Source organism: Mycobacterium hainanense (genome assembly GCF_041890355.1).
Taxonomy (GTDB): Bacteria; Actinomycetota; Actinomycetes; order Mycobacteriales; family Mycobacteriaceae; genus Mycobacterium; species Mycobacterium hainanense.
On the sequence record NZ_CP169059.1, the window covers coordinates 549015 to 570493 of the forward strand.

Consider the following 21479-nt stretch of genomic DNA (forward strand, 5'->3'; position numbering starts at 1 on the left):
CGCCGCCAGGCCAGACGAGGCCAGCCGAAGACGGCCGCGTCGGGATCCGGGCCGACCAGGCGATCTGCGGCCCGTCGAGCGACTGATACCCGGTCGGAACGCGCCGAACCGGGCCCTTTGCCCGACGCGGTCCGCGCGGCCGCGCCGGGCGGCGCGGCCGAGACGCCCGGCCGACTAGACTGGCCAGGCCGGTCCGGGTCCGGCCTGTCGATGGGAGTGGTGCTGTGCAGACGGCGCACCGGTGCTTCGTGGCGGCAATGGGGGCGGCACTCCTGGTACTCCTGGGCTATCCCGTGCGTGCCGCGGCCGCCGACGTCAGGGTTCCGATGGGCGGTGGGGCCGGCATCGTCATCAACGGGGACACCATGTGCACCCTGACGACCATCGGGGGCGATTCCGCCGGAGACCTGATCGGCTTCACCTCGGCGCACTGCGGCGGCCCGGGCGCGCAGGTCGCCGCCGAGGGCGCGGAGAACGCGGGCATCTTGGGCACCATGGTGGCCGGCAACGACAACCTCGACTACGCGGTGATCAAGTTCGATCCCGCAAAGGTGACGCCGACGGCCAACTACAACGGTTTCGCGATCAACGGCCTGGGCCCCGACCCGGCGTTCGGCGAGATCGCCTGCAAGCAGGGCCGCACCACCGGAAACTCGTGCGGCGTCACCTGGGGCCCGGGCCAGGACCCCGGCACCATCGTCATGCAGGTGTGCGGGCAGCCGGGCGACTCCGGGGCGCCGGTGACCGTGAACAACATGCTGGTCGGCATGATCCACGGGGCGTTCAGCGACAACCTGCCGACCTGCATCATCAAGTACATCCCGCTGCACACCCCGGCCGTGGTTCAGTCGTTCAACGCGATCCTGGCCGACGTCAACGCCAAACACCGGCCGGGTGCGGGGTTCACCCCGCTACCGGCCTGATCCGGCTACTTCGAAGCCTGGATCGCGTCGAAAACGCCGGGGTCCAACAGCGTCGACGTGTCTCCGAGCTCCCGCTTCTCGGCGATGTCACGCAGGAGCCTGCGCATGATCTTGCCGCTGCGGGTCTTGGGAAGTTCTGGTACCACGTGGATCTCGCGCGGCTTGGCGATGGGTGAGATCTCCCGGGCCACCTCGGCGCGCAGCTCGTCGACGATCCCGTCGTGCACCTCGTACTCGGCGCACAGGACGACGAACGCGCAGACGGCCTGGCCCGTGGTCTCGTCGGTCTTCGCGACCACCGCGGCCTCGGCCACCCCGTGGTGGCCGACGAGCGCCGACTCCAACTCGGCGCTCGAGAGCCGGTGCCCCGACACGTTCATCACGTCGTCGATGCGGCCCACCACCCAGATGGCGCCGTCGCGGTCGTAGTAGGCGCTGTCTCCGGCGAAGTACCAGCCCTGCTCGGCGAATCGAGACCAGTAGGTCTCGACGTAGCGCTCCGGATCGCCCCAGATGCCGCGCAGCATGGAGGGCCACGGCTGGTCCAAGACGAGATAGCCGGTGACGTGCTCGCCGTGATGGACGGTGGGCGTCAGGTGTTCGCCGTGGTCATCGACGATGCTGGCGGAGATGCCCGGCAGGGCCCTCATCGCCGAGCCCGGTTTGGCCGCGGCGACCCCGGGCAGCGGGGAGATCATCGCGGCGCCCGTCTCGGTCTGCCACCAGGTGTCCACGATCGGCAGGCTGTCGGCGCCGATCACCTTGCGGTACCAGCGCCACGCTTCGGGGTTGATCGGCTCGCCCACCGTGCCCAGCAGTCGCAGGCTGGACAGGTCGTGCGCGTCGGGGATCTCGCGCCCCCACTTCATGAACGTCCGGATCAGCGTTGGTGCGGTGTAATAGATTGTGACGCCGTACTTTTCGATGATCTCGAAATGCCGGTGCTGGGTCGGGGAGTCGGGCGTGCCCTCGTAGAGCACCTCGGTGACCCCGTTGGACAGCGGACCGTACACCCCGTAGGTGTGGCCGGTGACCCAGCCGATGTCGGCGGTGCACCAGAAGACGTCGCGTTCGGGCTTGATGTCGAAGATGTAGTAGTGCGTGTAGGAGCACTGGGTCAGATAGCCGCCGCTCGTGTGCACGATGCCCTTGGGCTTGCCGGTGGTGCCGGAGGTGTACAGCAGGAACAGCGGCTGCTCGGCGTCGAAGGGCTCCGGGGTGTGTTCGGGCGACGCGGTGTCGACCACGTCATGCCACCACAGGTCGCGGTCCTCGTTCCACGACACGTCGATCCCGGTGCGGCGCACCACCAGGATGCGTTCGACGGGGCTGTCGGGATCGTCTGCGTTTTCAACGGCCTCGTCGGCGGCGTCCTTCAGCGGTGCCGGCTTGCCGCGGCGGAACTGCCCGTCGCTGGTGATCACCAACTTCGCCTGGGCATCGGCGATGCGGGCGCGTAGCGCCTTGGCGGTGAAGCCGGCGAACACGACGCTGTGCATGATGCCCAGCCGGGCGCAGGCGAGCATCGATATCACCGCTTCGGGGATCAACGGCATATAGATCGCGACGCGGTCGCCGGCGACCAGGCCAAGGCCGGTCAGCGCGTTGGCCGCCTTGCACACCTCGGCTTGCAGCTCGGCGTAGGTCAGGCTGCGGCTGTCGCCGGGCTCACCCTCCCAGTGGATGGCGACCCGGTCGCCGAGGCCGGCCTGCACGTGGCGGTCCACGCAGTTGTAGGCGACGTTGAGCTTGCCATCGGCGAACCACTTCGCGAACGGCGCCTGCGACCAGTCGAGCACCTCGGTGAACGGCGTCGACCAGGACAGCCGGTTCGCCTGTCTGGCCCAGAAAGCCAGCCGGTCGTCTTCGGCCTCGCGATACAACTCCTCACCCGCGTTGGCCTGCTCGGCGAACGCCGGGGGCGGGGGATACGACGACGGGCCCACGGCGTCGGTTGCGGTCACTGGCTTCCTCCTAGTGTCGAGGCTCGTCAACCGTCAGAGCCTAACGCCGCAAGGTGAAAAGGGAAGCGCCAAATTCGGGCCGAAACCGCGGGCCCATGGCGGATAATCACCGGTGTGTCCGGCCAGGGGCGGCGCATCCGCCGACTTGTTCCCAGCTTCGCCGCGGCCACAACGATTTACGCGGCCACCGCCCTGCTGGGATCACCGGCGTGGGCCGTGCCGATCGACACCGCCGACGCGCCCACCCCGTGCTGGTCGGACCAGATCGCCGTCACCGCCGCGCCGACCCAGGCCGCCGTGGGCCACCGCGCGGCCACGCTGGTGTTCAGCCTCGCCGGCGGCGCGGAGCCCTGCACGCTGACCGGCTACCCCGGCGTCGACTCGGGGTCCGGTGGCCCGCTCATCCACGCCCAGCCCACCCCGCATGGCTACATGGGCGGGCTGCCCGGCGGCGCCGACGTGCCGCCCACCGTGATCCTGTCCTTGTCCACCCAGGCGCAGGCCGTCGTGGAGGGGGTGGCCATCGACGCCAACGGCGAGCCGTGCCCGACCTATACCGATCTGCTGGTCAATCCCCCGGACACGACCGTGGTGCTGAGCGTGCCGGCCACCATCGACGCCTGCGCGTTGCAGGTGCATCCGGTGACGCCCGTCTGATCGACGTCACGAGCCGGTTTGCACCAAGCAGTAGACCCGCGGCGGCGTGGGATAGGTGTTTGCCTTTGTCCCCGGCGGACACTGCGTTTCGTCGGTGCTGCCGTCGATGCGCTTGTCGACCTTTAATTTTGCGTAGCGTGCTTCACCGCAATCGGCCGGTGTCCACGTCGTCGTCTCACGCTGGCCCGTCCTCAGGTAGCAGAGCCCTTCTTTGAGGTTGGGGGCAAAACACAGCGTGTGGGATTCGTTGGTGAGGCGCGCGTAGACAGAGTCACCGCGCTTGTTGTCAGGGCACGTCGCCGTCGGCCCGCCTATGGCGGCTAGCTCATATGTCGCCCCAGGATCACCGCAGTCGGTCGGTTGGCTGAGCGAACCCATTTCGACCTCGAATTCGGTGAAGCACTGACCGATTTCGGGCATCGCGGCTCTGCCCGTCGGGGTTGGCCGGGCGGTCGTGTGCGAGCCACGATCGTCGCTCGACACGGCGCGCGCAGCGTGGAAGAGGATGTCCAGCCCGCCCAGCCCCAGCAGGACGGCGCCGACGGTGATCAGTGTGGTGGCCGACTTGCTCGTCGGCCGCCGCGGCGGCACGGCGGGCGGATAGCCCGGGAAGGGCGGCGGAGCGGGGTACGGGCCCGCATAGCCGATCGGCGGTGGCGGCGCCGGCGGGTACCGGTAGCCGGTCTTGTACGGCGGCGGGACGGGAGGGGACTGTCGGCGGCTGCGCGAGCGCTCCAGCAAGCCGGCGATCAGACACACCAACCCGATCGCGGGAACGCCGAGCAAGAACATCAGACGACCCGCTTGCTCAGCGGCGGATTCATCGGATGCCAGGTGCACGACGATCACGGCGAGAGCGTAATTGGCTTAACCGCGCCGGGCACTTCACCGCGGGCGCGGCGGCAGGCCCTAGGGTCGGGAGTCATGCGTCGGATGCGGGCCCGTGCGACCAGCGTGGTCGCCGCTGGCCTCCTGGTGCTCGCTGCGCTGACCGCGTGCGGCGGCGGGGCGCTGAGCCCCGACCTCGTGGTGGTCAACGGCGGGGAACCGCCGAACCCGTTGGTTCCGACCGGCACAAACGACAGCCTCGGAGGTCGGATCCTGGATCGGCTCTTCGCCGGTTTGGTGTCCTACGACGCCGCAGGAAAACCGTCGCCGGAAGTGGCGCAGTCGGTCGAGACCACCGACAACGTCAACTACCGGATCGTTCTCAAGCCCGGCTGGAAGTTCACCGACGGTTCGCCGGTGACGGCCCATTCGTTCGTCGACGCATGGAATTACGGCGCGCTGAGTACCAATGCCCAACTGCAACAGAGCTTTTTCAGCCCGATCGTCGGCTATGACGAGGTCGCCGGCCTGACTTCTGACGGCAAGCCGGCCCGGACCACCATGTCCGGGCTGCAGGTGGTCAGCGATCTCGAGTTCGACGTGCGGCTCAAGGCGCCGACCGTCGACTTCACGCTGAGGCTGGGACACAATGCGTTCTACCCGTTGCCGGACAGCGCTTTTCGGGACATGGCCGCGTTCGGCCGCAACCCGGTCGGCAACGGACCATACGAGTTGGCCGACGGTCCCGACGGCCCGGCCTGGGAACACAACGTCAGGATCGACCTGAAGCCCAACCCGGGCTACCACGGCAACCGCAAACCCCACAACAAGGGCCTGCGGTTCGAGTTCTACGCCAACCTGGACACCGCCTACGCCGACCTGCTGTCCGGCAATCTCGACGTGCTGGACACGATTCCGTCCAGCGCGCTGACGATCTACAAGCGTGACCTGGGCGGCAACGCGGCCAGTGGGCCCGTCGCGGTCAGCCAATCGCTCGACACGCCGTTGCGGCTGCCGCATTTCGGTGGCGAAGAAGGCCGACTGCGCCGCTTGGCGTTGTCGGCGGCCATCAACCGGCCGCAGATCTGCCGGCAGATCTTCAACGGTACCCGCAGCCCGGCCCGCGACTTCACCGCCAGCTCGTTGCCCGGATTCGATCCGCACATCCCGGGTAACGACGCATTGGACTTCAATCCCGAACGGGCACGCCAACTCTGGGCGCAAGCCAACGCGATCTCGCCGTGGAGCGGGCGGTACTCGATCGCCTACAACGCCGACAGCGGCCATCAAGAGTGGGTGGACGCGGTGGCCAACAGCATCAAGAACGTGCTGGGCATCGACGCCGCCGGCGCGCCGCAACCCACGTTCGCGGGTTTCCGCACCCAGATCACCAACCGCACCATCGATACCGCGTTCCGCGCGGGCTGGATCGGTGACTACCCGTCGATGATCGAGTTCGTGGCTCCGCTGTACGCCACCGGAGCGGGATCCAATGACGTCGGATACTCGAACCGAGATTTCGACGCCGGCCTGGTCGCTGCCGAGGCCGCACCCAACCTGCAACAGGCGGATGTGCTGGTCAATAAGGCCCAGCGAATCCTGTTGCGCGACATGCCCGCCGTGCCGCTGTGGTACTACATCGCGGTGGTCGGGTGGTCGTCGCAGGTGAGCGGCGTCAAGCTCACCTGGAACGGTCTGCCCGACTACGAGAACATCGTCAAGGCGTAATGACATGGGCTGGTACATCGCGCGCCGGATCGCCGCCATAGTGCCCGTTTTCCTCGGCGCCACGCTGCTGATCTACGGCATGGTGTTCCTGTTGCCCGGCGACCCGGTCGCCGCGATCGCCGGGGACCGTCCGTTGACGCCCGAGGTCGCCGCGCAACTGCGGGCCCGCTACCACCTCGACGACCCGTTCGTCGTGCAGTACCTGCGCTACCTCGGCGGCGTCGTGCACGGTGACCTGGGCCGCTCCTATTCCGGGCTGCCGGTGAGCGACGTTCTGGCCCATGCCTTTCCGGTGACGCTACGGCTGGCGCTGATCGCCCTGGTCGTCGAAGCGGTGCTGGGCATCGGTTTCGGGGTGATCGCCGGCCTGCGCGCCGGTGGGATCTTCGACTCGACCGTGCTGATCGCGGGGCTGATCATCATCGCGGTCCCCATCTTCGTGCTGGGGTTTCTGGCCCAGTTCGTGTTCGGGGTGAAGCTGGGCCTCGCGCCCGTCACGGTGGGCGAGAGGTCGACGATCGGGCGTCTGCTGCTGCCCGGCGTCGTGCTGGGCTCGGTGTCGTTCGCCTACGTGGTGCGCTTGACCAGGTCGGCGGTGGCCGCCAACGCGCACGCCGACCATGTCCGCACCGCCACCGCCAAGGGGCTGTCCCGGCCCCGCGTGGTGACGGTGCACATCCTGCGCAATTCGCTGATCCCGGTGGTGACGTTCCTGGGCGCGGACCTGGGGGCTTTGATGGGCGGAGCCATTGTGACGGAAGGCATTTTCAACATCCACGGCGTCGGCGGCGTGTTGTATCAGGCCGTCACCCGGCAGGAGGCGCCGACCGTGGTGTCGATCGTGACGGTGCTGGTGCTGATCTACCTGATCGCCAACCTCGCGGTGGACCTGCTGTATGCCGCGCTGGACCCGAGGATCCGGTATGGCTGAGCGCAGCGGCTTTTGGCGCGACACGTGGCGGGGGCTGCGCCGCCGGCCGAAGTTCGTCTTCGCCGGCCTGCTGATCCTGTTCATCGTTGCGGTGGTGATGTTTCCGGCGGTGTTCACCGGGGCCGACCCCAGCTATGCCGATCCCAGTCAGAGCCTGCTTCCGCCGTCGTCGGCGCACTGGTTCGGCACCGACCTGCAGGGGCACGACGTCTATGCCCGCACCGTCTATGGCGCGCGGGCATCGGTCACCGTCGGTTTGGGGGCCGCCGTGGTGGTGTTCGCCCTCGGCGGCGCGCTAGGCGCGCTGGCCGGCTTCTACGGCGGTTGGGTCGACGCGCTGGTGTCCCGCGTCAGCGACGTGTTCTTCGGCCTGCCGCTGCTGTTGGCGGCCATCGTGCTCATGCAGGTCATGCACCACCGCACGGTGTGGACCGTGATCGCCATCCTCGCCTTGTTCGGCTGGCCGCAGGTGGCCCGCATCGCGCGGGGATCGGTGCTCGCGGTGCGCGCCAGCGATTACGTGCTCGCCGCGAAAGCGTTGGGGCTGAGTCGGTTTCAGATCCTGCTTCGCCACGCGTTGCCGAACGCGCTGGGCCCGGTCATCGCGATGGCCACCATCGCCCTGGGCATCTTCATCGTCACCGAGGCCACGCTGTCCTACCTGGGTGTCGGCCTGCCGCCGACGGTGGTCTCCTGGGGCGGCGACATCAACCTCGCCCAGACGCGGCTGCGGGCGGGTTCGCCGATCCTGTTCTACCCGGCCGGCGCGCTGGCGATCACGGTGCTGGCCTTCATGATGATGGGTGACGCCCTGCGCGACGCCCTGGACCCGGCGTCCCGAGCGTGGCGGCCGTGACCGGCGCACCGCTGCTGGCCGTCGAGGGCCTCAAAGTCAGCTTCGGCGATCGCGCCGCCGTCCGCGGCGTGGACCTCACCGTCCTGCCCGGCCACACCGTCGCGGTGGTGGGCGAGTCGGGATCGGGGAAATCCACCACCGCGGCCGCGGTCCTCGGGCTGCTTCCCCCCGGCGGACGGATCACCGCCGGCCGCATCCTGTTCGACGGGTCCGACATCGCGGGCGCGGACCGTCGGACGCTGCGCGCGATCCGGGGCCGGGAGATCGGCTACATCCCGCAGGACCCGATGAGCAACCTCAACCCGGTGTGGAAGGTCGGCTTTCAAGTCTCGGAAGCGCTGCGGGCCAACACTTCCGATCGCCGTACGCGGCGGCGCGCGGTCGAGCTGCTGGGCCAGGCCGGCATGTCCGACCCCGCAAAACACGCGGGCCGCTACCCGCACCAACTGTCCGGCGGCATGTGTCAGCGGGCGCTGATCGCGATCGGGTTGGCGGGCCGTCCACGGCTGCTGATCGCCGACGAGCCGACGTCCGCGCTGGACGTCACCGTGCAGCGTCAGGTGCTCGATCACCTGCAGGCGCTGACCGCGGAACTCGGGACCGCGCTGCTGCTGATCACCCACGACCTGGCGCTGGCCGCCGAACGCGCCGAATCCGTCGTCGTGATGCGCGAGGGCGTCGTGGTGGAAGCCGGTGCGGCGCGGTCCATCCTGGGCGACCCGCGGCACGAGTACACCCGGCGGCTGGTCGCCGCGGCGCCGTCGCTGGCGGTGCAGAGCCCCACTCGGCCACCTCCGGCGGACCACGGCGCGTCCGACGACATCCTGGTCGCCTCCGAGCTGACCAAGGTCTACCGCGATTCACACGGCGCGCCGTGGCGACGTGCGGAATACCGTGCGGTGGACGAGGTTTCGTTCCGGCTGCGGCGGGCCAGCACCCTGGCGATCGTCGGCGAGTCGGGCTCGGGCAAATCCACGCTGGCGCAGATGGTGCTCGGCCTGCTGGCGCCGAGTTCGGGCACCGTCGTCTTCGACGGCACCCGCATCGACGCCGCGTTGAGCCGAGACCAGCAACTGGCCTTCCGGCGGCGCGTGCAGCCGATCTTCCAAAACCCTTACAGCAGCCTGGATCCCATGTACACGGTGTTTCGCGCTATCGAGGAGCCGCTGCGCATCCACCGCGTCGGTGACCGCCGGCAGCGGGAGCGCGCGGTGCGCGAGCTGGTCGACCAGGTGGCCCTGCCGTCGTCGGTGCTGGGGCGGCTGCCCCGCGAGCTGTCCGGTGGTCAACGGCAGCGGGTGGCGATCGCTCGGGCGCTGGCGCTGCGGCCCGAGGTACTGGTCTGCGACGAGGCGGTGTCCGCGCTCGACGTCCTGGTGCAGGCGCAGATCTTGGACCTGCTGGCCGATCTGCAATCCGAGCTGGGCCTCACCTACTTGTTCATCAGCCACGACCTGGCGGTGATCCGTCAGATCGCCGACGAAGTCCTGGTGATGCGCGCCGGCCGCGTGGTGGAGCGGGGCGCCACCGCGGAATTGTTCACCCGGCCCCGGCACGAATACACCCGCCAGTTGCTGGCGGCCATCCCGAAGGTGCCGGCATCCGATCGATGAACCCGGGATAGGTTGGCAACCTGTGACCGCCGATCCGCTGGCTCCGCTGATGGAGTTGCCGGGCGTCGCCGAGGCCAGTGACCGCGCCAGCGACGCCCTGGGGCGCGCCCATCGCCACAAGGCGAACTTGCGTGGCTGGCCGGTGACCGCGGCCGAGGCCGCGTTGCGGGCCGCCCGCGCGTCGTCGGTGCTGGACGGCGGCCCGGTGCGGCTCGAAGATCTCGCCGATTCGGCGATTGTCAGCGATCCGGTCTTCGGCGGGGCGCTGCGGGTGGCCCAGGCGCTGGAGGGCGGCGAGGGGCCCCTGGTCGGGATCTGGCGGCGGGCCCCGCTGCAGGCGCTCGCGCGGCTGCACATGCTGGCGGCGGCCGATCAGGTCGAGGAGGACCGGCTGGGCCGGCCCCGCGGCGACGCCGGTGTCGGGCCCCGGCTGGAGTTGCTGGCGGAGTTGGTGAGCGGCGGCACCCAGGCTCCTGCGCCGGTGGTCGCCGCGGTCGCGCACGGCGAGCTGCTGACGCTGCGGCCGTTCGGCAGCGCGGACGGCGTGGTGGCCCGCGCGGTGTCGCGGTTGGTCACCATCGCCAGCGGGCTGGATCCCCACGGCTTGGGTGTGCCGGAGGTGAGTTGGATGCGCCAGCCCGCGGACTATCGCGATGCCGCGCAGGGCTTTGCGGACGGAACGCCGACCGGAGTCGGGCGCTGGCTGGTGCTCTGTTGCCGGGCGATGCGAGCCGGTGCGCAGGAGGCGTTGGCGATCGCGGAGTCGATGTCGAGCCGATAGCTGAATCGGTAGCCGGCGGCCCTCGAAAACGCCACCGGACAATGCAAAGCGGGCGACGTCCCGAAAGATTCGGTCCGCCGCCCGCTAACACGGACTCGGTTACCATGCGTGCATTTCTGGGCTGCGTGGGTTGGCCTCGGCGATCTTGCGATACTTCCGGTTGCAACCCCACCCAAAGGGCCGTCGACGCCGTCCATATTTCGCAATTACGCAGGCCCGCAACACTTCTGCCATTATCGCGGCTATGACTCCGCGTGGGTGCCGAGCACCGTGCTGGGCGCCCGGATCGGGAGATCGAACCTTCTCTTCCGGTCCGACCTAGGCCTCACCGGGCTTCCGTGGTTTCCTTTGTACTACTAGACCCTTAGCGCAGCAAGGCCCAATTTTGCGAAAATTGCGAAGCCATGCGGAAATGCGTTTGCTGCGAAACGCGAGGGCTAAAACGCGAAGCGGCGCAGCAGCGAATAGGTGACCGCGCCGGCGGCCAATGCACTGACGCCCACCGCGGCGGTCGTGGCAATCGCGGCGCCCGACGGCGCCGAGATGCGGTCGCGCAGCGACACCGGCCGGGAGAACGAGAGCACCGGCCAACCGCGCTCGACGGCTTCCCGGCGCAGCCCACGGTCGGGATTCACCACGCTGGGGTGGCCGACGGCTTCGAGCATCGGCAGGTCGGTGATGGAGTCGGAATAGGCATAGCAATGCTCCAGCGGGTAGCCCTCGCGGGCGGCCAGCTCGCGGATCGCCTGCACCTTGCCCTCGCCGTAGCAATAGAACGCTATCTCGCCGGTGTACCGACCGTCCTCGACGACCATGCGGGTCGCCATCGCGTGGGTGGCGCCGAGCGCGCGGGCGATCGGCGCAACGATCTCCTCGCCGGAGGCCGAGACCACGACCACGTCGCGGCCGCACAACTTGTGCGCTGCGATCAGGTCCGCGGCTTCGGCGAACACCAGCGGGGTCACGATGTCGTGCAGCGTCTCGTTGACGATCGACTTGACCTGTTCCACGTCCCAACCGGCGACCATGTTCGTCATGTGGATGCGCATCCGGTCCATCTGGTCATGATCGGCACCGGAGAGCAGATAGATGAACTGGGCGTAGCTGGATTTGAGCACGGCGCGCCGGTTGAGCAGTCCTTGGTTGAAGAAGGGTTTGCTGAAAGCCAGCGTGCTGGACTTGGCGATGATGGTCTTGTCCAGATCGAAGAAGGCCGCTGTGCGGGCGCCGGGAGCCGTGGTAGCCGACGTCTGCTGCCCCTCGGCCGGGTCGAAGACGGTCACCGCCTTAGCATAGGTGGGTCATCCGCCGGGGCTGCGGTTCTGGGACCGAAATGGCCGCTCAGCAAAGCGGTACCGGCGGTAACGTCAGCGTTTTTGCGGCTCAACGTGTTCTTTCATAGAAAGAGCTATTGCGTTACCGCGGCTTGTCATGTGTATAGTAAGCATTACTCGGCCTGAGCCGAGGGTGTATCAGCCCGACCCCCCGGGGCTGATGCACGACGACCCTCGCCTCCTCCCCCCCTGGCGGGGGTCGTCCCTTTTCTGGGGTCAGTTCCGCCCCCACCGGACCGTATAGCATGACCGTCCGATTGGTTGCGGGCTTTTAGCCTCCGCTGTGCCGGCCGACGCGTTTGTGCACACTCGCGTCTCTCTCCACAAATCCCCAGTTTGGGACTGGTGTCCAATATCGCGGGCCCGCAGAGTGGAGCCCGTGACGAGCACCTCGCACTCCGAAGCGGCGGCTTCGGCGGGCGTCCTCGCGGTCCTCGCGGATCCGGAACTGCGCCGCGAATTGGAGCGCGTAGCCGCCGCCGTCGGCGTCCGGGTGGTCCACGCCGGCGGCACCCCGAGCCGCAAGACCTGGTCGGCCGCCGCGGCCGTCGTGCTGGACGAGGCGGCGGCCGAGCGGTGCGGGCGGTCGGCGCTACCCCGCCGCGCTCACGTGACCGTCCTGACGGTGGCCGACCCGGCCACCGCAACGTGGGCGGCGGCCGTCGCGGTCGGTGCCGAGCACGTGTTGCGGCTGCCCGAACGCGAGCGCGACATGGTCCGCGCTCTGGCCGAGGCGGCGGAATCGTCGCGCGACGACGGGACGCGCGGCGCGGCCGTCGCCGTCATCGGCGGGTGTGGCGGGGCCGGCGCCTCGACGCTGGCGGTCGGGCTGGCGCACGCGGCCGCGGACGCGCTGCTGGTCGATCTCGACCCATGGGGTGGCGGGATCGACTTACGGCTGGGCGCCGAGACCGCCCCGGGCCTGCGCTGGCCGGACCTGGCGCTGCAGGACGGCCGGCTCACCTGGTCGGCCGTGCGGGAGGCGTTGCCGCGACATCGGGGAGTCAGCGTCCTCTCCGGCGCCCGGCACGGGTTCGAGTTGGCGGCTGGGCCCGTGCAGGCCATCGTCGACGCCGGCCGCCGCGGCGCGGTGACGGTGATCTGCGACCTGCCGCGTCGCCTGACCGATGCGGCGCAAGCCGCGCTGGATGCCGCCGACCTCGTCGTCGTGGTCAGCCGCTGCGACGTGCCCGCGAGCGCCGCGACCGGCGCACTGGCGCCGGTGCTCACCGCGGTCAACCCCAACGTGGGATTGGTGGTGCGGGGCCCGTCGCCGGGCGGGTTGCGGGCGGCCGAGATCGCCGACATCACCGGGCTGCCGTTACTGGCGTCGATGAGAGCGCAGCCGCAGGTGGCCGAGCAGCTGGAGCGTGGGGGCCTGCGGCTGGGGCGCCGTTCGGCGCTGGCGGCGGCGGCCCGGCAGGTGCTGGCGGTGCTGCCGCGCGCGTCGGGACCGGCACGAAAAGGCAGGGCCGCGTGAGTGGTTCGTTGATCGACCGGGTGCGCGAGCGGCTGGCCGCCGAATCCGCGCCGCTGGGGCCCAACGTCGTGGCCGCCGCGATCCGGGCCGAGTCCGGCGGCATGCTCGGTGACACCGAGGTGCTGGCCAACCTGCGCGTGTTGCAGACCGAGCTGACCGGCGCCGGCATCCTCGAGCCGTTGTTGTGCGCGGACGGCACCACCGATGTGCTGGTCACCGCGCCCGACGCGGTGTGGGTCGACGACGGAAACGGCCTGCGGCGCACCCATGTTCGGTTCACCGACGAGGCGGCGGTGCGGCGCCTGGCGCAGCGGCTGGCGCTGGCGGCCGGTCGCCGGCTGGACGACGCGCAGCCGTGGGTGGACGGCCAGCTCACCGGGATCGGCGCCGGGTTCGCGGTGCGACTGCACGCCGTGCTGCCGCCGGTGGCGGCCGCGGGCACGTGCCTGTCATTGCGTGTGCTGCGGCCAGCCAGTCAGGACCTGCCGGCACTGATCGCGGCGGGTGCGTTGGCGCCCGAGGCCGCCACAATGGTCGCCGACATCATCGCCGCCCGGTTGGCCTTTCTCGTGTGCGGCGGAACCGGAGCGGGCAAGACGACGCTGTTGGCCGCCATGCTCGGTGCGGTCGCGCCCACCGAGCGGATCGTCTGCGTCGAGGACGCCGCCGAGCTGGCGCCCCGGCACCCGCACCTGGTGAAGCTCGTCGCGCGGTGCGCGAATGTCGAAGGCGTCGGCGAAGTTCCGGTGCGCCAACTCGTTCGTCAGGCCCTGCGGATGCGCCCGGACCGCATCGTGGTCGGCGAGGTCCGGGGCGCCGAGGTGGTGGATCTGCTCGCGGCGTTGAACACGGGCCACGACGGGGGAGCGGGCACCGTGCACGCGAACAACCCCGCCGAGGTCCCCGCCCGGCTGGAGGCGCTGGGCGCGCTGGGCGGTCTCGATCGCGCGGCGCTGCACAGTCAACTCGCCGCGGCCGTGCAGGTGCTGTTGCACGTCGCGCGTGACCACAACGGGCGGCGCCGGCTCGGCGAGGTCGCCGTGCTGCGCCAGATCGCGGGGCGGGTGCGGGCGGTCACCGTCTGGCGTGCCGACGAAGGCATGACCGGCGACGCCGAGCTCCTGCATCGCTTGCTGCGCAGCCGGGCACCGGCGTGAACGGCCCAGTCACCGCCGCACTGCTGCTGGCGCTCGCGCTCTTCGTCCTTCCGCCCTCACCGCGGCGCCGCCTGGCGCCGCGTGCGGTGAACCGCCGGTGGCACCAGCTCGGCGGGCCAGGTAGGGCGGTCGGCCTTGCCGCGTGCGTCGTGGCCGCGGCCGCGGTGCTGCTGCCGGCGACGACGGTGCTCGCCGTCGCGATCGTGGGCGCGACCGCGAACCTGCGTCGCCGGCGCCGCCAACGCATCCGCTGCGCCCAGCGCGAGGGGCAGGCGCTCGAGGGCGCGCTGGACGTGCTCGTCGGGGAGCTGCGCGTCGGCTCCCACCCGGTGCGCGCGTTCGAGGTGGCCGCCGGTGAAACCGCCGGTGCGGTTGCGGAGTCGTTCCGCGCGGTCGCGGCCCGGGCCAGGTTGGGGGCCGACGTCGCGGCCGGTCTGCGCGCCGCGGCGAAATCGGCGGCCCTGCCCGCGCATTGGGATCGCCTCGCGCTGTGCTGGCAACTGGCCAGCGAGCACGGCCTGGCGATAGCCACCCTGATGCGTGCCGCGCAGCGCGATATCGCCGAGCGGCAACGGTTTTCGGCGCGGGTGACGTCGAATATGGCGGGCGCGCGCGCAACCGCGACGATCCTGGCGGGCCTGCCGGCGCTCGGCGTGCTGCTGGGCCAGCTGATCGGCGCGCGACCGCTGGCCTTCCTGCTCGACGGGCGCGCGGGTGGCTGGCTGCTGGTCGTGGGTTCGGCACTGGCGTGCGCGGGCATGTTGTGGGCCGACCGCATCACCGAACGGCTCGGGACGTGACCACGGCGGCGGTCCTGCTGGCGATGGCGGCGTGGATCGGCCCCGGCCCGGCGCTGGTGCGTGCGCGGGCGCGGAGACCAGCCCGCGAACACGGGCCGCGCCCGGGGCGCGGCCCGGCGACCGGCCCCGACCCGTTGGCGGTCGCATCCTGTCTCGACGTGCTGGCCGTGTGCCTGGGCGCCGGCATGGCCGTGGCCACCGCCGCATCCGCCGCCGCGGCGTCCGCCCCGCCCGCGCTGGCCCGCGTGCTGCTGCGCGCCGCCGACCTGCTGGCGCTGGGTGCCGATCCCGTTGTCGCTTGGACCATTACGCCGGATCGGCGGCCGCAGGAGGCCGCCCCGCAGGTCGCGGCGCTGCTGCGGTTGGCCCGGCGTTCGGCAGCCTCGGGGGCGGCGCTGGCCGAGGGCGTCGCCGAGTTGGCCGAGGACTCTCGGCACGACGCCGCGCAGGCGGCCACCGCGGCCGCCGAGCGCGCCGGGGTGCTGATCGCAGGACCGCTCGGGTTGTGCTTCCTCCCGGCGTTCGTGTGCCTGGGGATCGTGCCGGTGGTGGCCGGGCTCGCCGGTGACGTCTTGCAATCGGGATTATGGTGAAAGGAAAGGGAAGCATTGCTACACAACATGTTTCGAGCAATGATCGCCCGCACGACGGTCGTGGTGTCCGACGAGTCGGGCATGTCCACGGTCGAGTACGCCATCGGGACCGTGGCGGCGGCCGCCTTCGGCGCGATCCTGTACACCGTCGTGACCGGAGACTCGATCGTGTCGGCGCTGACCAACATCATCGGTCGCGCGCTCAACACCAAGGTCTAGCCGGCGATGCGGGCGCCAGCACCGTGGAAGCGGCCCTGGGCGTCGCCACGTTGGTGGTCGTGCTGGTGCTGTGCCTGGCCGGCGTCGCGGCCGTCTCGATGCAGGTCCGCTGCGTGGACGCCGCCCGTGAGGCCGCCCGGCTCGCCGCGCGCGGCGACGAACGCTCGGCCCTCAGCGCGGCCCGCCGCATCGGCCCGGGCGGGGCGCGGGTCGAGGTGCACCGCGACGGCGAGTTCGTGGTGGCCACCGTCGTCGCGCACTCGAAGTTGTTGCCGGCGCTCGACATTGCGGCCAAGGCGGTCGCGGCGTCGGAGCCGTCGGGATGATCGGGGCTCGGCCACGCTGGTTGCGGCCTGGATGGTCGCGGTGCTGCTCTGCGTGACCGGGGCAGCCGCGTACCTCGGCGCGGCGGTGGTGGCCCGTCACCGCGCGCAGGCCGCGGCGGATCTGGCCGCGCTGGCCGCCGCCGCCCGGCTGCCGTCCGGAGCCGAAGCGGCCTGCGCCCGCGCGACGGCGGTGGCGCGCCGGATGCAGGCCGACGACACCGGGTGTGCGGTGGACGGGCTCGATGTTGTCGTCACCGTGCGCATGGCGGTCTTCGGCGGCGCGGCGAGCGCCGCCGCACGGGCGGGCCCGGCCAGCGGGTGACGCGGCCCGGCGCCCTCCGGACGTGATAGGCGTCCTGGCCGGTTAGCCTGGCGGCTCGGGGCCGCCCGAGAGCCCCGCGGCGGCGAGTTCCTCATCGGAGGGCAACCGCAGCGACACCAGACCGGCGTAGGTATCCGGTTCGAGCTCCACCCTGTTGACCGTGACGTGTACCGGCACCCAATCCTGGTGGTTGCCGGGCATGCGCAGCACCCGGCTGGTGGCACCGTGAGCGAATTCCTCCGTCATCGACTCCACCAGGTGTTGATCGTCGGGATGGACCTTCGGTTTGCCCGTCTCGCTGCCACGCCAGTCGTAGAAGGTGCAGGGCTCGTCCAGCCATTTCAGCAGCGCCCAGTTCTTGAGGTCGATCAGTGCACGGTGCACCCCGGCCTGGGCCAGTCCGCTCAGGATCCGTTGCGCCAGATCGTCGGTCGACACCGCCGGGCCCTTGAGTTCGGCGCGCCAATTGATCGCCCGGGCCACCAGATGGTCCCGGCCGTCGGGCCCCTCTTCCAAGCCGGTGCGCGCCACAAAGCCGATACGCATCGGGTTGCCCTGCCAGTCAGTGAGATCCCAAGTGCTGCAGATCGTTTGGTCGGGCTTGGCCTTGACGGCCATGGCGAGGACCTTGGTCTCGTTGGGGTTGAGCTCCCGGGAGGGGAGGTCCTCCGCGAACGCTCTGCCGAAGGTGACCTCGACCTCGGGATTCTTTCCGCTGTTCACTAACGACTCCCGGGTGTCGGTGGCGACGCCCTGGGTCAGGTCCCACTTCAGCGGACCGGGGATCGGCCGCTCCGGTGGTTCGGCGTCGGCGGGGCCGGTCCAGACGTGCACGCCGTGGATAAAGCCGTCGGACATCACCACCGGCTCGGTGCGAATCACGCGGTCGCGCTTAGGCGTGATGCTGGTCAGGCTCTGCCCGGTCTGCACCGTCTCGGCGATCGCGGTGCGGACCGCGGAGAGATAGGGACTGCGGCGCAAGAACGTGGTGATGGGCACGAGGTTTTTGAGTTGGCGGCCCTGCGCCACCACCGTGGGTTCACCCCCCAGTGTCTCCACGAGCAACCAGTCGTGGCCCATGTGGGGAGATTTTACGGCGAGGGCGCGAGTCCTTGGGGCCTCGGGCCCGCCGGCCGTGTCGGACCCGACCGCAGAAGCGCTATCGTTGTCTGCGCCAACGCCTTCGGGCCGCGACGCCGATGCCGATGAAGTTGCCATGTCGCCGGGGCTTTTGATAGTTTGCTGCTGCGCCCGCCTAGCCGGGCCGCCAACCGCTCACCGGTGAGCGTTCGTTGGACCGTGCGACAGCACGCCGCCATTTCTTAAGCAGCAGGAAATGCGCGCTCGGCACCGGTGTCCAGAGCATATCCGCGGGGTCGACCGTCGAGGGGTCGGTCGTCATCCGCCGGGTTGCTCGGCGCGCGGCAACTGCGCGAGGACGAGTTCCAGCACCCGCACCGCACCCGCCTTATCGAGCGGGTCGTTGCCGTTGCCGCACTTGGGGGACTGCACGCAGGACGGACATCCCCGGGGGCACTCGCACGCCTTGATGGCGGCGGCTGTCGCACTCAGCCACGTGTCCACCTTGCGGTAGCCGCGTTCGGCGAACCCGGCGCCGCCCGGATAGCCGTCGTAGACGAAGACGCTGGGCAGACCGGCCGGGTCCGGTCCCACCGCGGTGGACAGGCCGCCGATGTCGCCACGATCGCAGCTGGCCACCAGCGGCAGCAGACCGATCGCCGCGTGCTCGGCGGCATGCAACGACCCGGGGATCCGCGGCGCGTCAATACCTTTGCGCAGCAATGCTTCTTGGGTGATGGTGTACATCACCGCGGTGGTGGCCAGCGTCTGTTCCGGCATGTCCAACTCGATGAAGTCGATCACCTCCCCGGAGAGCCGGCGGCGCAGATACCCCACCACCTGGTGGGTGACGGTGACCGGCACCAGACCCAGGGTGACGGGCCCGAACTGCGCGCGTTCGCCGGTGCCGGTGACGGCGATGTCGGTGATTTCGCGGGCGAACGTGGCGTAACCGGGGTCCTCGGCGTGCACGAAGGCGATCGCGTCGTCGAGGTCCAGTGAGTCGACGACGTAGCTCTCGCCCTGGTGCAGGTAGACGGCGCCCGGGTGGACCGAGGCCGGCGCTTGACCGACGCCCGTGCTGCCGAGGAGCCGCCCGGTGTCGGCCTCCACGATCACGATCTGGCCGCCCGCCGACCCCCGGATGTCCACGGCGCCATGCGGTTCCAGGCCGGCCGCGGGGAAGTACTTGCCGTTGCGGCGGCGCAGCAGGCCGTCGTCGAGCAGGCCCTCGGCCACCTCGGTGGCGCCGAAGTCCCGCACTTCCGCCTCGTCGAGCGGCATTTCAGTTGCGGCGCAGAGCAATTGGGGTCCCAGGAGGTAGGGGTTGGCGGGGTCGATCACCACGCGCTCGACGGGCTTGCCCAGCAGCGCGGCGGGATTGTGGACCAGGTAGGTGTCGAGCGGGTCGTCGCGGGCGATCAACACCACCAGGGCGCCCTGCCCGCGTCGGCCCGACCGGCCGGCCTGCTGCCAGAACGAGGCGACCGTCCCGGGGAATCCGGCGAGCACCACCGCGTCCAGCCCCGCGATGTCGACACCGAGTTCCAGGGCGTTCGTGGTGGCCAGCCCGCGCAGCCGGCCCTCGGCGAGGGAGCGTTCCAGCGCGGTGCGGTCCTCGGCGAGATAGCCGGCCCGATACGAGGCCACCTTGCCGGCGAGCTCCGGGGCGATCTCGTCCAGCCGCGCCTGGGTGCCCAGCGCGGTCAACTCCGCGGCGCGGCGCGACCGCACGAACGTCAGCGTCTGCGCACCCTCGGCGACCAGGTCGGCCATCACCCGCGCCGCCTCGGCACCCGCCGAGCGGCGCACCGGCGCCCCGTTCTCGCCGAGCAGATCGGGCCGCAGCGCCGGTTCCCACAGCGCCACCGTCCGCGCGCCCTGCGGGGAGCCGTCCTCGGTGACCTCCTCGACCGGATGCCCGATGAGTTCGGCGGCCGTCGCGCCCGGCGCGTCCGTCGTCGCGCTGGCGAATATCACGGTGGGCCCGCAACCGGGAAGAGCCGAGTACCGCGCGCACAGCCGCAGCAACCGGCGCAGCACCATCGCCACGTTGGAACCGAAAACCCCACGGTAGTAATGACATTCGTCGACGATCACGAATCGTAGACCCCGGAGCAACACGGCCCAGCGGGCATGGTTGCGCAGGATCGACACGTGGATCATGTCGGGATTGGAAAACAACCACCGGGAACGCTCGCGCGCGAAGCGCCGGACTTCCGGCGGGCTGTCACCGTCGTAGGCGGTCGGCGCGACGTCATGCAGGCGCGGCACGGCGGCCGTCAGCGCGTGCGCGGTCCGTAACTGGTCGTGTCCCAGCGCCTTCGTCGGCGACAGGTACAGCACCCGGGCGCGCGGATCGGTGGCCAGCGCATTGAGGACCGGCAGCTGATAGGCCAGCGACTTGCCCGACGCGGTGCCCGTGCTCACCACCACGTGGCGGCCGGCGTGCGCCAATTCCGCGGCCGCCGACTGGTGTGACCAGGGCGAACTGACGCCGCGGTCGGTGAAGGCCCGCACCACGTCGGGCTCGGCCCACGCCGGCCAGCGGTGCGGGCGGCCGCTTCGCGGCGGCAGCTCGGCGACGTGGCGCACCGGGTGCTCGTCGGCGGCGGTCCCGGCGAGCGCGGCGGCGAGCAGCTCGCTGCCGAAACTCGCCATCAGCACCCTCCTTGGACTCGGCGACAGCGCAAGTCTGTCGCCGAAGCGGCGAACATGGTTGACTATTTGCGGTCGCAGCTTCTGTGTTCGTGTCAAACTTTCGCAGGATCTTGTGTTGCGGCCGCGGTTCCTGCGAGGTTAATCGGTCGGGTGAAGTTCCGGCGACTGAGCGAGGTATGGCGGTCGTACCAGGCCCGGGGCATCGAAAGGCGATGCCCCGCACCCAGAAGAAAAGGAAAGATCGAGAGATGCCACAGGGAACTGTGAAGTGGTTCAACGCGGAGAAGGGCTTCGGGTTCATTGCCCCCGAAGACGGCTCCGCCGACGTGTTTGTCCACTACACGGAGATCCAGGGTTCGGGCTTCCGCACCCTCGAAGAAAACCAGAAGGTCGAGTTCGAAATCGGCCACAGCCCTAAGGGCCCCCAGGCCACCGGAGTCCGCTCCCTGTAGAAGGACGAGCCGAATCTCCACGAACCCCCCGTGCAGTCCCGCCTAGCGGGCCCGCCGGGGGGTTTTCGTATTGCGGCTGGTTTGCAAACCGCCGCCGCGCCGGTTGCCTCAAGACGCGGGCGGCGGACCTGGCCTACTGTCGGTGGCGTGAGCCAGCTTTCCTTCTTCACGGCGGAGTCGGTGCCCCCCGGGGTCGCCGATCTCTCCGGGGTGCTGGCGGCCTCCGGTCAGATCGTCATGGTAGGCGGCCCGGAGGGTCAGGGCGCGCGACTCTCCGTGGTGGTGGACCAGGCCTGGCGCGCTGCCGCGTTGGCCGAGATGATCCGCGAGGCGGGGCTGGAGCCCGAGATCGGCCGGACCGACGAGGACACCCCGTTGGTGCGGACGACCGTGACCCCGGCGTTGGTGAGCCTGGCCGGCGAATGGACGCGCGGGGCGGTCAAGACGGTGCCGCCGCGCTGGCTGCCCGGCCCGCGTGAATTGCGGGCCTGGACGCTGGCAGCCGGCCACCCCGAGGGCGACCATTTCGTCTTGGGCCTCGATCCCCACGCGCCCGATACCCATTCCCCGCTGGCGTCGGCTTTGATGCGGGTCGGAATCGCGCCGACACTCATTGGCACCCGCGGCGGCCGCCCGGCGCTGCGGATCAGCGGCCGTCGTCGGCTTTCGCGCCTGGTAGAGAACGTGGGTGAAGCTCCCGACGGCGCTGACGCGTCAGCCGTGTGGCCGCGGGTATAACCGCGGAAAAAGATTTGTCGTGTGGGCGGTCGGTTT

21 protein-coding genes are annotated in these 21479 nt (G+C 70.3%); 16 read left to right on the forward strand and 5 right to left on the reverse strand.

Features of this window, described 5'->3' with window-relative positions; translation table 11 throughout:
- Positions 1-224 precede the first annotated feature (224 nt).
- A complete protein-coding gene (locus ACEL92_RS02515) occupies positions 225-923 on the forward strand; it encodes a serine protease (RefSeq protein WP_374024091.1) in 699 nt (232 codons plus the stop codon).
- Positions 924-928: 5 nt separating this feature from the next.
- On the opposite strand, the gene acs is transcribed toward ACEL92_RS02515, so the two are convergent.
- Positions 929-2887 carry an acetate--CoA ligase gene (acs, locus tag ACEL92_RS02520; RefSeq protein WP_374024092.1) on the reverse strand — a complete coding sequence of 653 codons (1959 nt, stop codon included), beginning with the start codon at positions 2885-2887 and terminating at the stop codon, positions 929-931.
- 174 nt (positions 2888-3061) lie between these two features.
- Here acs and ACEL92_RS02525 point away from each other — a divergent pair, with 174 nt between their 5' ends.
- The gene (locus ACEL92_RS02525; protein ID WP_374026054.1) at positions 3062-3544 is read left to right on the forward strand and encodes a DUF4232 domain-containing protein; all 483 of its coding nucleotides are present in this window, start codon (positions 3062-3064) and stop codon (positions 3542-3544) included.
- A gap of 6 nt (positions 3545-3550) precedes the next feature.
- Here the strand turns inward: ACEL92_RS02525 and ACEL92_RS02530 are convergent, their stop codons facing one another.
- Complete coding sequence (locus ACEL92_RS02530) at positions 3551-4393, reverse strand: hypothetical protein (RefSeq protein WP_374024093.1); 843 nt, start codon at positions 4391-4393, stop codon at positions 3551-3553.
- 75 nt (positions 4394-4468) lie between these two features.
- Between ACEL92_RS02530 and ACEL92_RS02535 the strand changes: the two genes are divergently transcribed.
- Genes ACEL92_RS02535 through ACEL92_RS02555 form a run of 5 tightly spaced genes read left to right on the forward strand, consistent with a single transcriptional unit; the run spans position 4469 to position 10281 of the window.
- The gene (locus ACEL92_RS02535; RefSeq protein WP_374024094.1) at positions 4469-6100 is read left to right on the forward strand and encodes an ABC transporter substrate-binding protein; all 1632 of its coding nucleotides are present in this window, start codon (positions 4469-4471) and stop codon (positions 6098-6100) included.
- Positions 6101-6104: 4 nt separating this feature from the next.
- On the forward strand, positions 6105-7031 hold the full coding sequence (locus ACEL92_RS02540) for an ABC transporter permease (RefSeq protein WP_374024095.1): 927 nt from the start codon (positions 6105-6107) through the stop codon (positions 7029-7031).
- On the forward strand, positions 7024-7887 hold the full coding sequence (locus tag ACEL92_RS02545) for an ABC transporter permease (protein ID WP_374024096.1): 864 nt from the start codon (positions 7024-7026) through the stop codon (positions 7885-7887). Before ACEL92_RS02540 ends, ACEL92_RS02545 begins: the two co-directional genes overlap by 8 nt.
- Positions 7875-9500: a dipeptide ABC transporter ATP-binding protein gene (locus tag ACEL92_RS02550; protein WP_374024097.1), complete on the forward strand. Its 1626-nt coding sequence runs from the start codon at positions 7875-7877 to the stop codon at positions 9498-9500. The genes ACEL92_RS02545 and ACEL92_RS02550 overlap by 13 nt, the downstream gene beginning before the upstream one ends.
- 22 nt (positions 9501-9522) lie before the next feature.
- Positions 9523-10281 (forward strand): oxidoreductase, encoded by a 759-nt coding sequence (locus ACEL92_RS02555; protein WP_374024098.1) that lies wholly within the window; start codon positions 9523-9525, stop codon positions 10279-10281.
- Between the two features lie 437 nt (positions 10282-10718).
- Here ACEL92_RS02555 and ACEL92_RS02560 read toward each other — a convergent pair whose 3' ends face one another.
- The gene (locus ACEL92_RS02560; RefSeq protein WP_374024099.1) at positions 10719-11564 is read right to left on the reverse strand and encodes an HAD-IB family hydrolase; all 846 of its coding nucleotides are present in this window, start codon (positions 11562-11564) and stop codon (positions 10719-10721) included.
- Positions 11565-11994: 430 nt separating this feature from the next.
- Between ACEL92_RS02560 and ssd the strand changes: the two genes are divergently transcribed.
- Genes ssd through ACEL92_RS02595 form a run of 7 tightly spaced genes read left to right on the forward strand, consistent with a single transcriptional unit; the run spans position 11995 to position 16512 of the window.
- The gene (gene ssd / locus ACEL92_RS02565) at positions 11995-13095 is read left to right on the forward strand and encodes a septum site-determining protein Ssd (RefSeq protein WP_374024100.1); all 1101 of its coding nucleotides are present in this window, start codon (positions 11995-11997) and stop codon (positions 13093-13095) included.
- A complete protein-coding gene (locus ACEL92_RS02570) occupies positions 13092-14252 on the forward strand; it encodes a TadA family conjugal transfer-associated ATPase (RefSeq protein ID WP_374024101.1) in 1161 nt (386 codons plus the stop codon). The genes ssd and ACEL92_RS02570 overlap by 4 nt, the downstream gene beginning before the upstream one ends.
- Positions 14249-15052, forward strand: coding sequence for a type II secretion system F family protein (locus ACEL92_RS02575; RefSeq protein WP_374024102.1), 804 nt, complete (start codon positions 14249-14251; stop codon positions 15050-15052). Before ACEL92_RS02570 ends, ACEL92_RS02575 begins: the two co-directional genes overlap by 4 nt.
- Positions 15049-15645 (forward strand): type II secretion system F family protein, encoded by a 597-nt coding sequence (locus ACEL92_RS02580; protein ID WP_374024103.1) that lies wholly within the window; start codon positions 15049-15051, stop codon positions 15643-15645. Before ACEL92_RS02575 ends, ACEL92_RS02580 begins: the two co-directional genes overlap by 4 nt.
- A gap of 27 nt (positions 15646-15672) precedes the next feature.
- A complete protein-coding gene (locus tag ACEL92_RS02585; RefSeq protein WP_374024104.1) occupies positions 15673-15864 on the forward strand; it encodes a DUF4244 domain-containing protein in 192 nt (63 codons plus the stop codon).
- Positions 15865-15887: 23 nt separating this feature from the next.
- On the forward strand, positions 15888-16190 hold the full coding sequence (locus tag ACEL92_RS02590) for a TadE family type IV pilus minor pilin (protein WP_374024105.1): 303 nt from the start codon (positions 15888-15890) through the stop codon (positions 16188-16190).
- 52 nt (positions 16191-16242) lie between these two features.
- Positions 16243-16512, forward strand: a complete 270-nt coding sequence (locus ACEL92_RS02595; protein ID WP_374024106.1) for an Rv3654c family TadE-like protein — start codon at positions 16243-16245, stop codon at positions 16510-16512.
- A 42-nt stretch (positions 16513-16554) separates the two neighbouring features.
- Here ACEL92_RS02595 and ACEL92_RS02600 read toward each other — a convergent pair whose 3' ends face one another.
- Complete coding sequence (locus tag ACEL92_RS02600) at positions 16555-17592, reverse strand: PAS domain-containing protein (RefSeq protein WP_374024107.1); 1038 nt, start codon at positions 17590-17592, stop codon at positions 16555-16557.
- Positions 17593-17910: 318 nt separating this feature from the next.
- Positions 17911-20253: a DEAD/DEAH box helicase gene (locus ACEL92_RS02605; protein WP_374024108.1), complete on the reverse strand. Its 2343-nt coding sequence runs from the start codon at positions 20251-20253 to the stop codon at positions 17911-17913.
- Between the two features lie 248 nt (positions 20254-20501).
- Between ACEL92_RS02605 and cspA the strand changes: the two genes are divergently transcribed.
- Together cspA and ACEL92_RS02615 are read left to right on the forward strand one after the other, a co-directional pair.
- Positions 20502-20705 (forward strand): cold shock protein CspA, encoded by a 204-nt coding sequence (gene cspA, locus ACEL92_RS02610; protein WP_007772268.1) that lies wholly within the window; start codon positions 20502-20504, stop codon positions 20703-20705.
- Between the two features lie 147 nt (positions 20706-20852).
- Positions 20853-21443, forward strand: a complete 591-nt coding sequence (locus tag ACEL92_RS02615; RefSeq protein ID WP_374024109.1) for a hypothetical protein — start codon at positions 20853-20855, stop codon at positions 21441-21443.
- Positions 21444-21479: the final 36 nt, after the last annotated feature.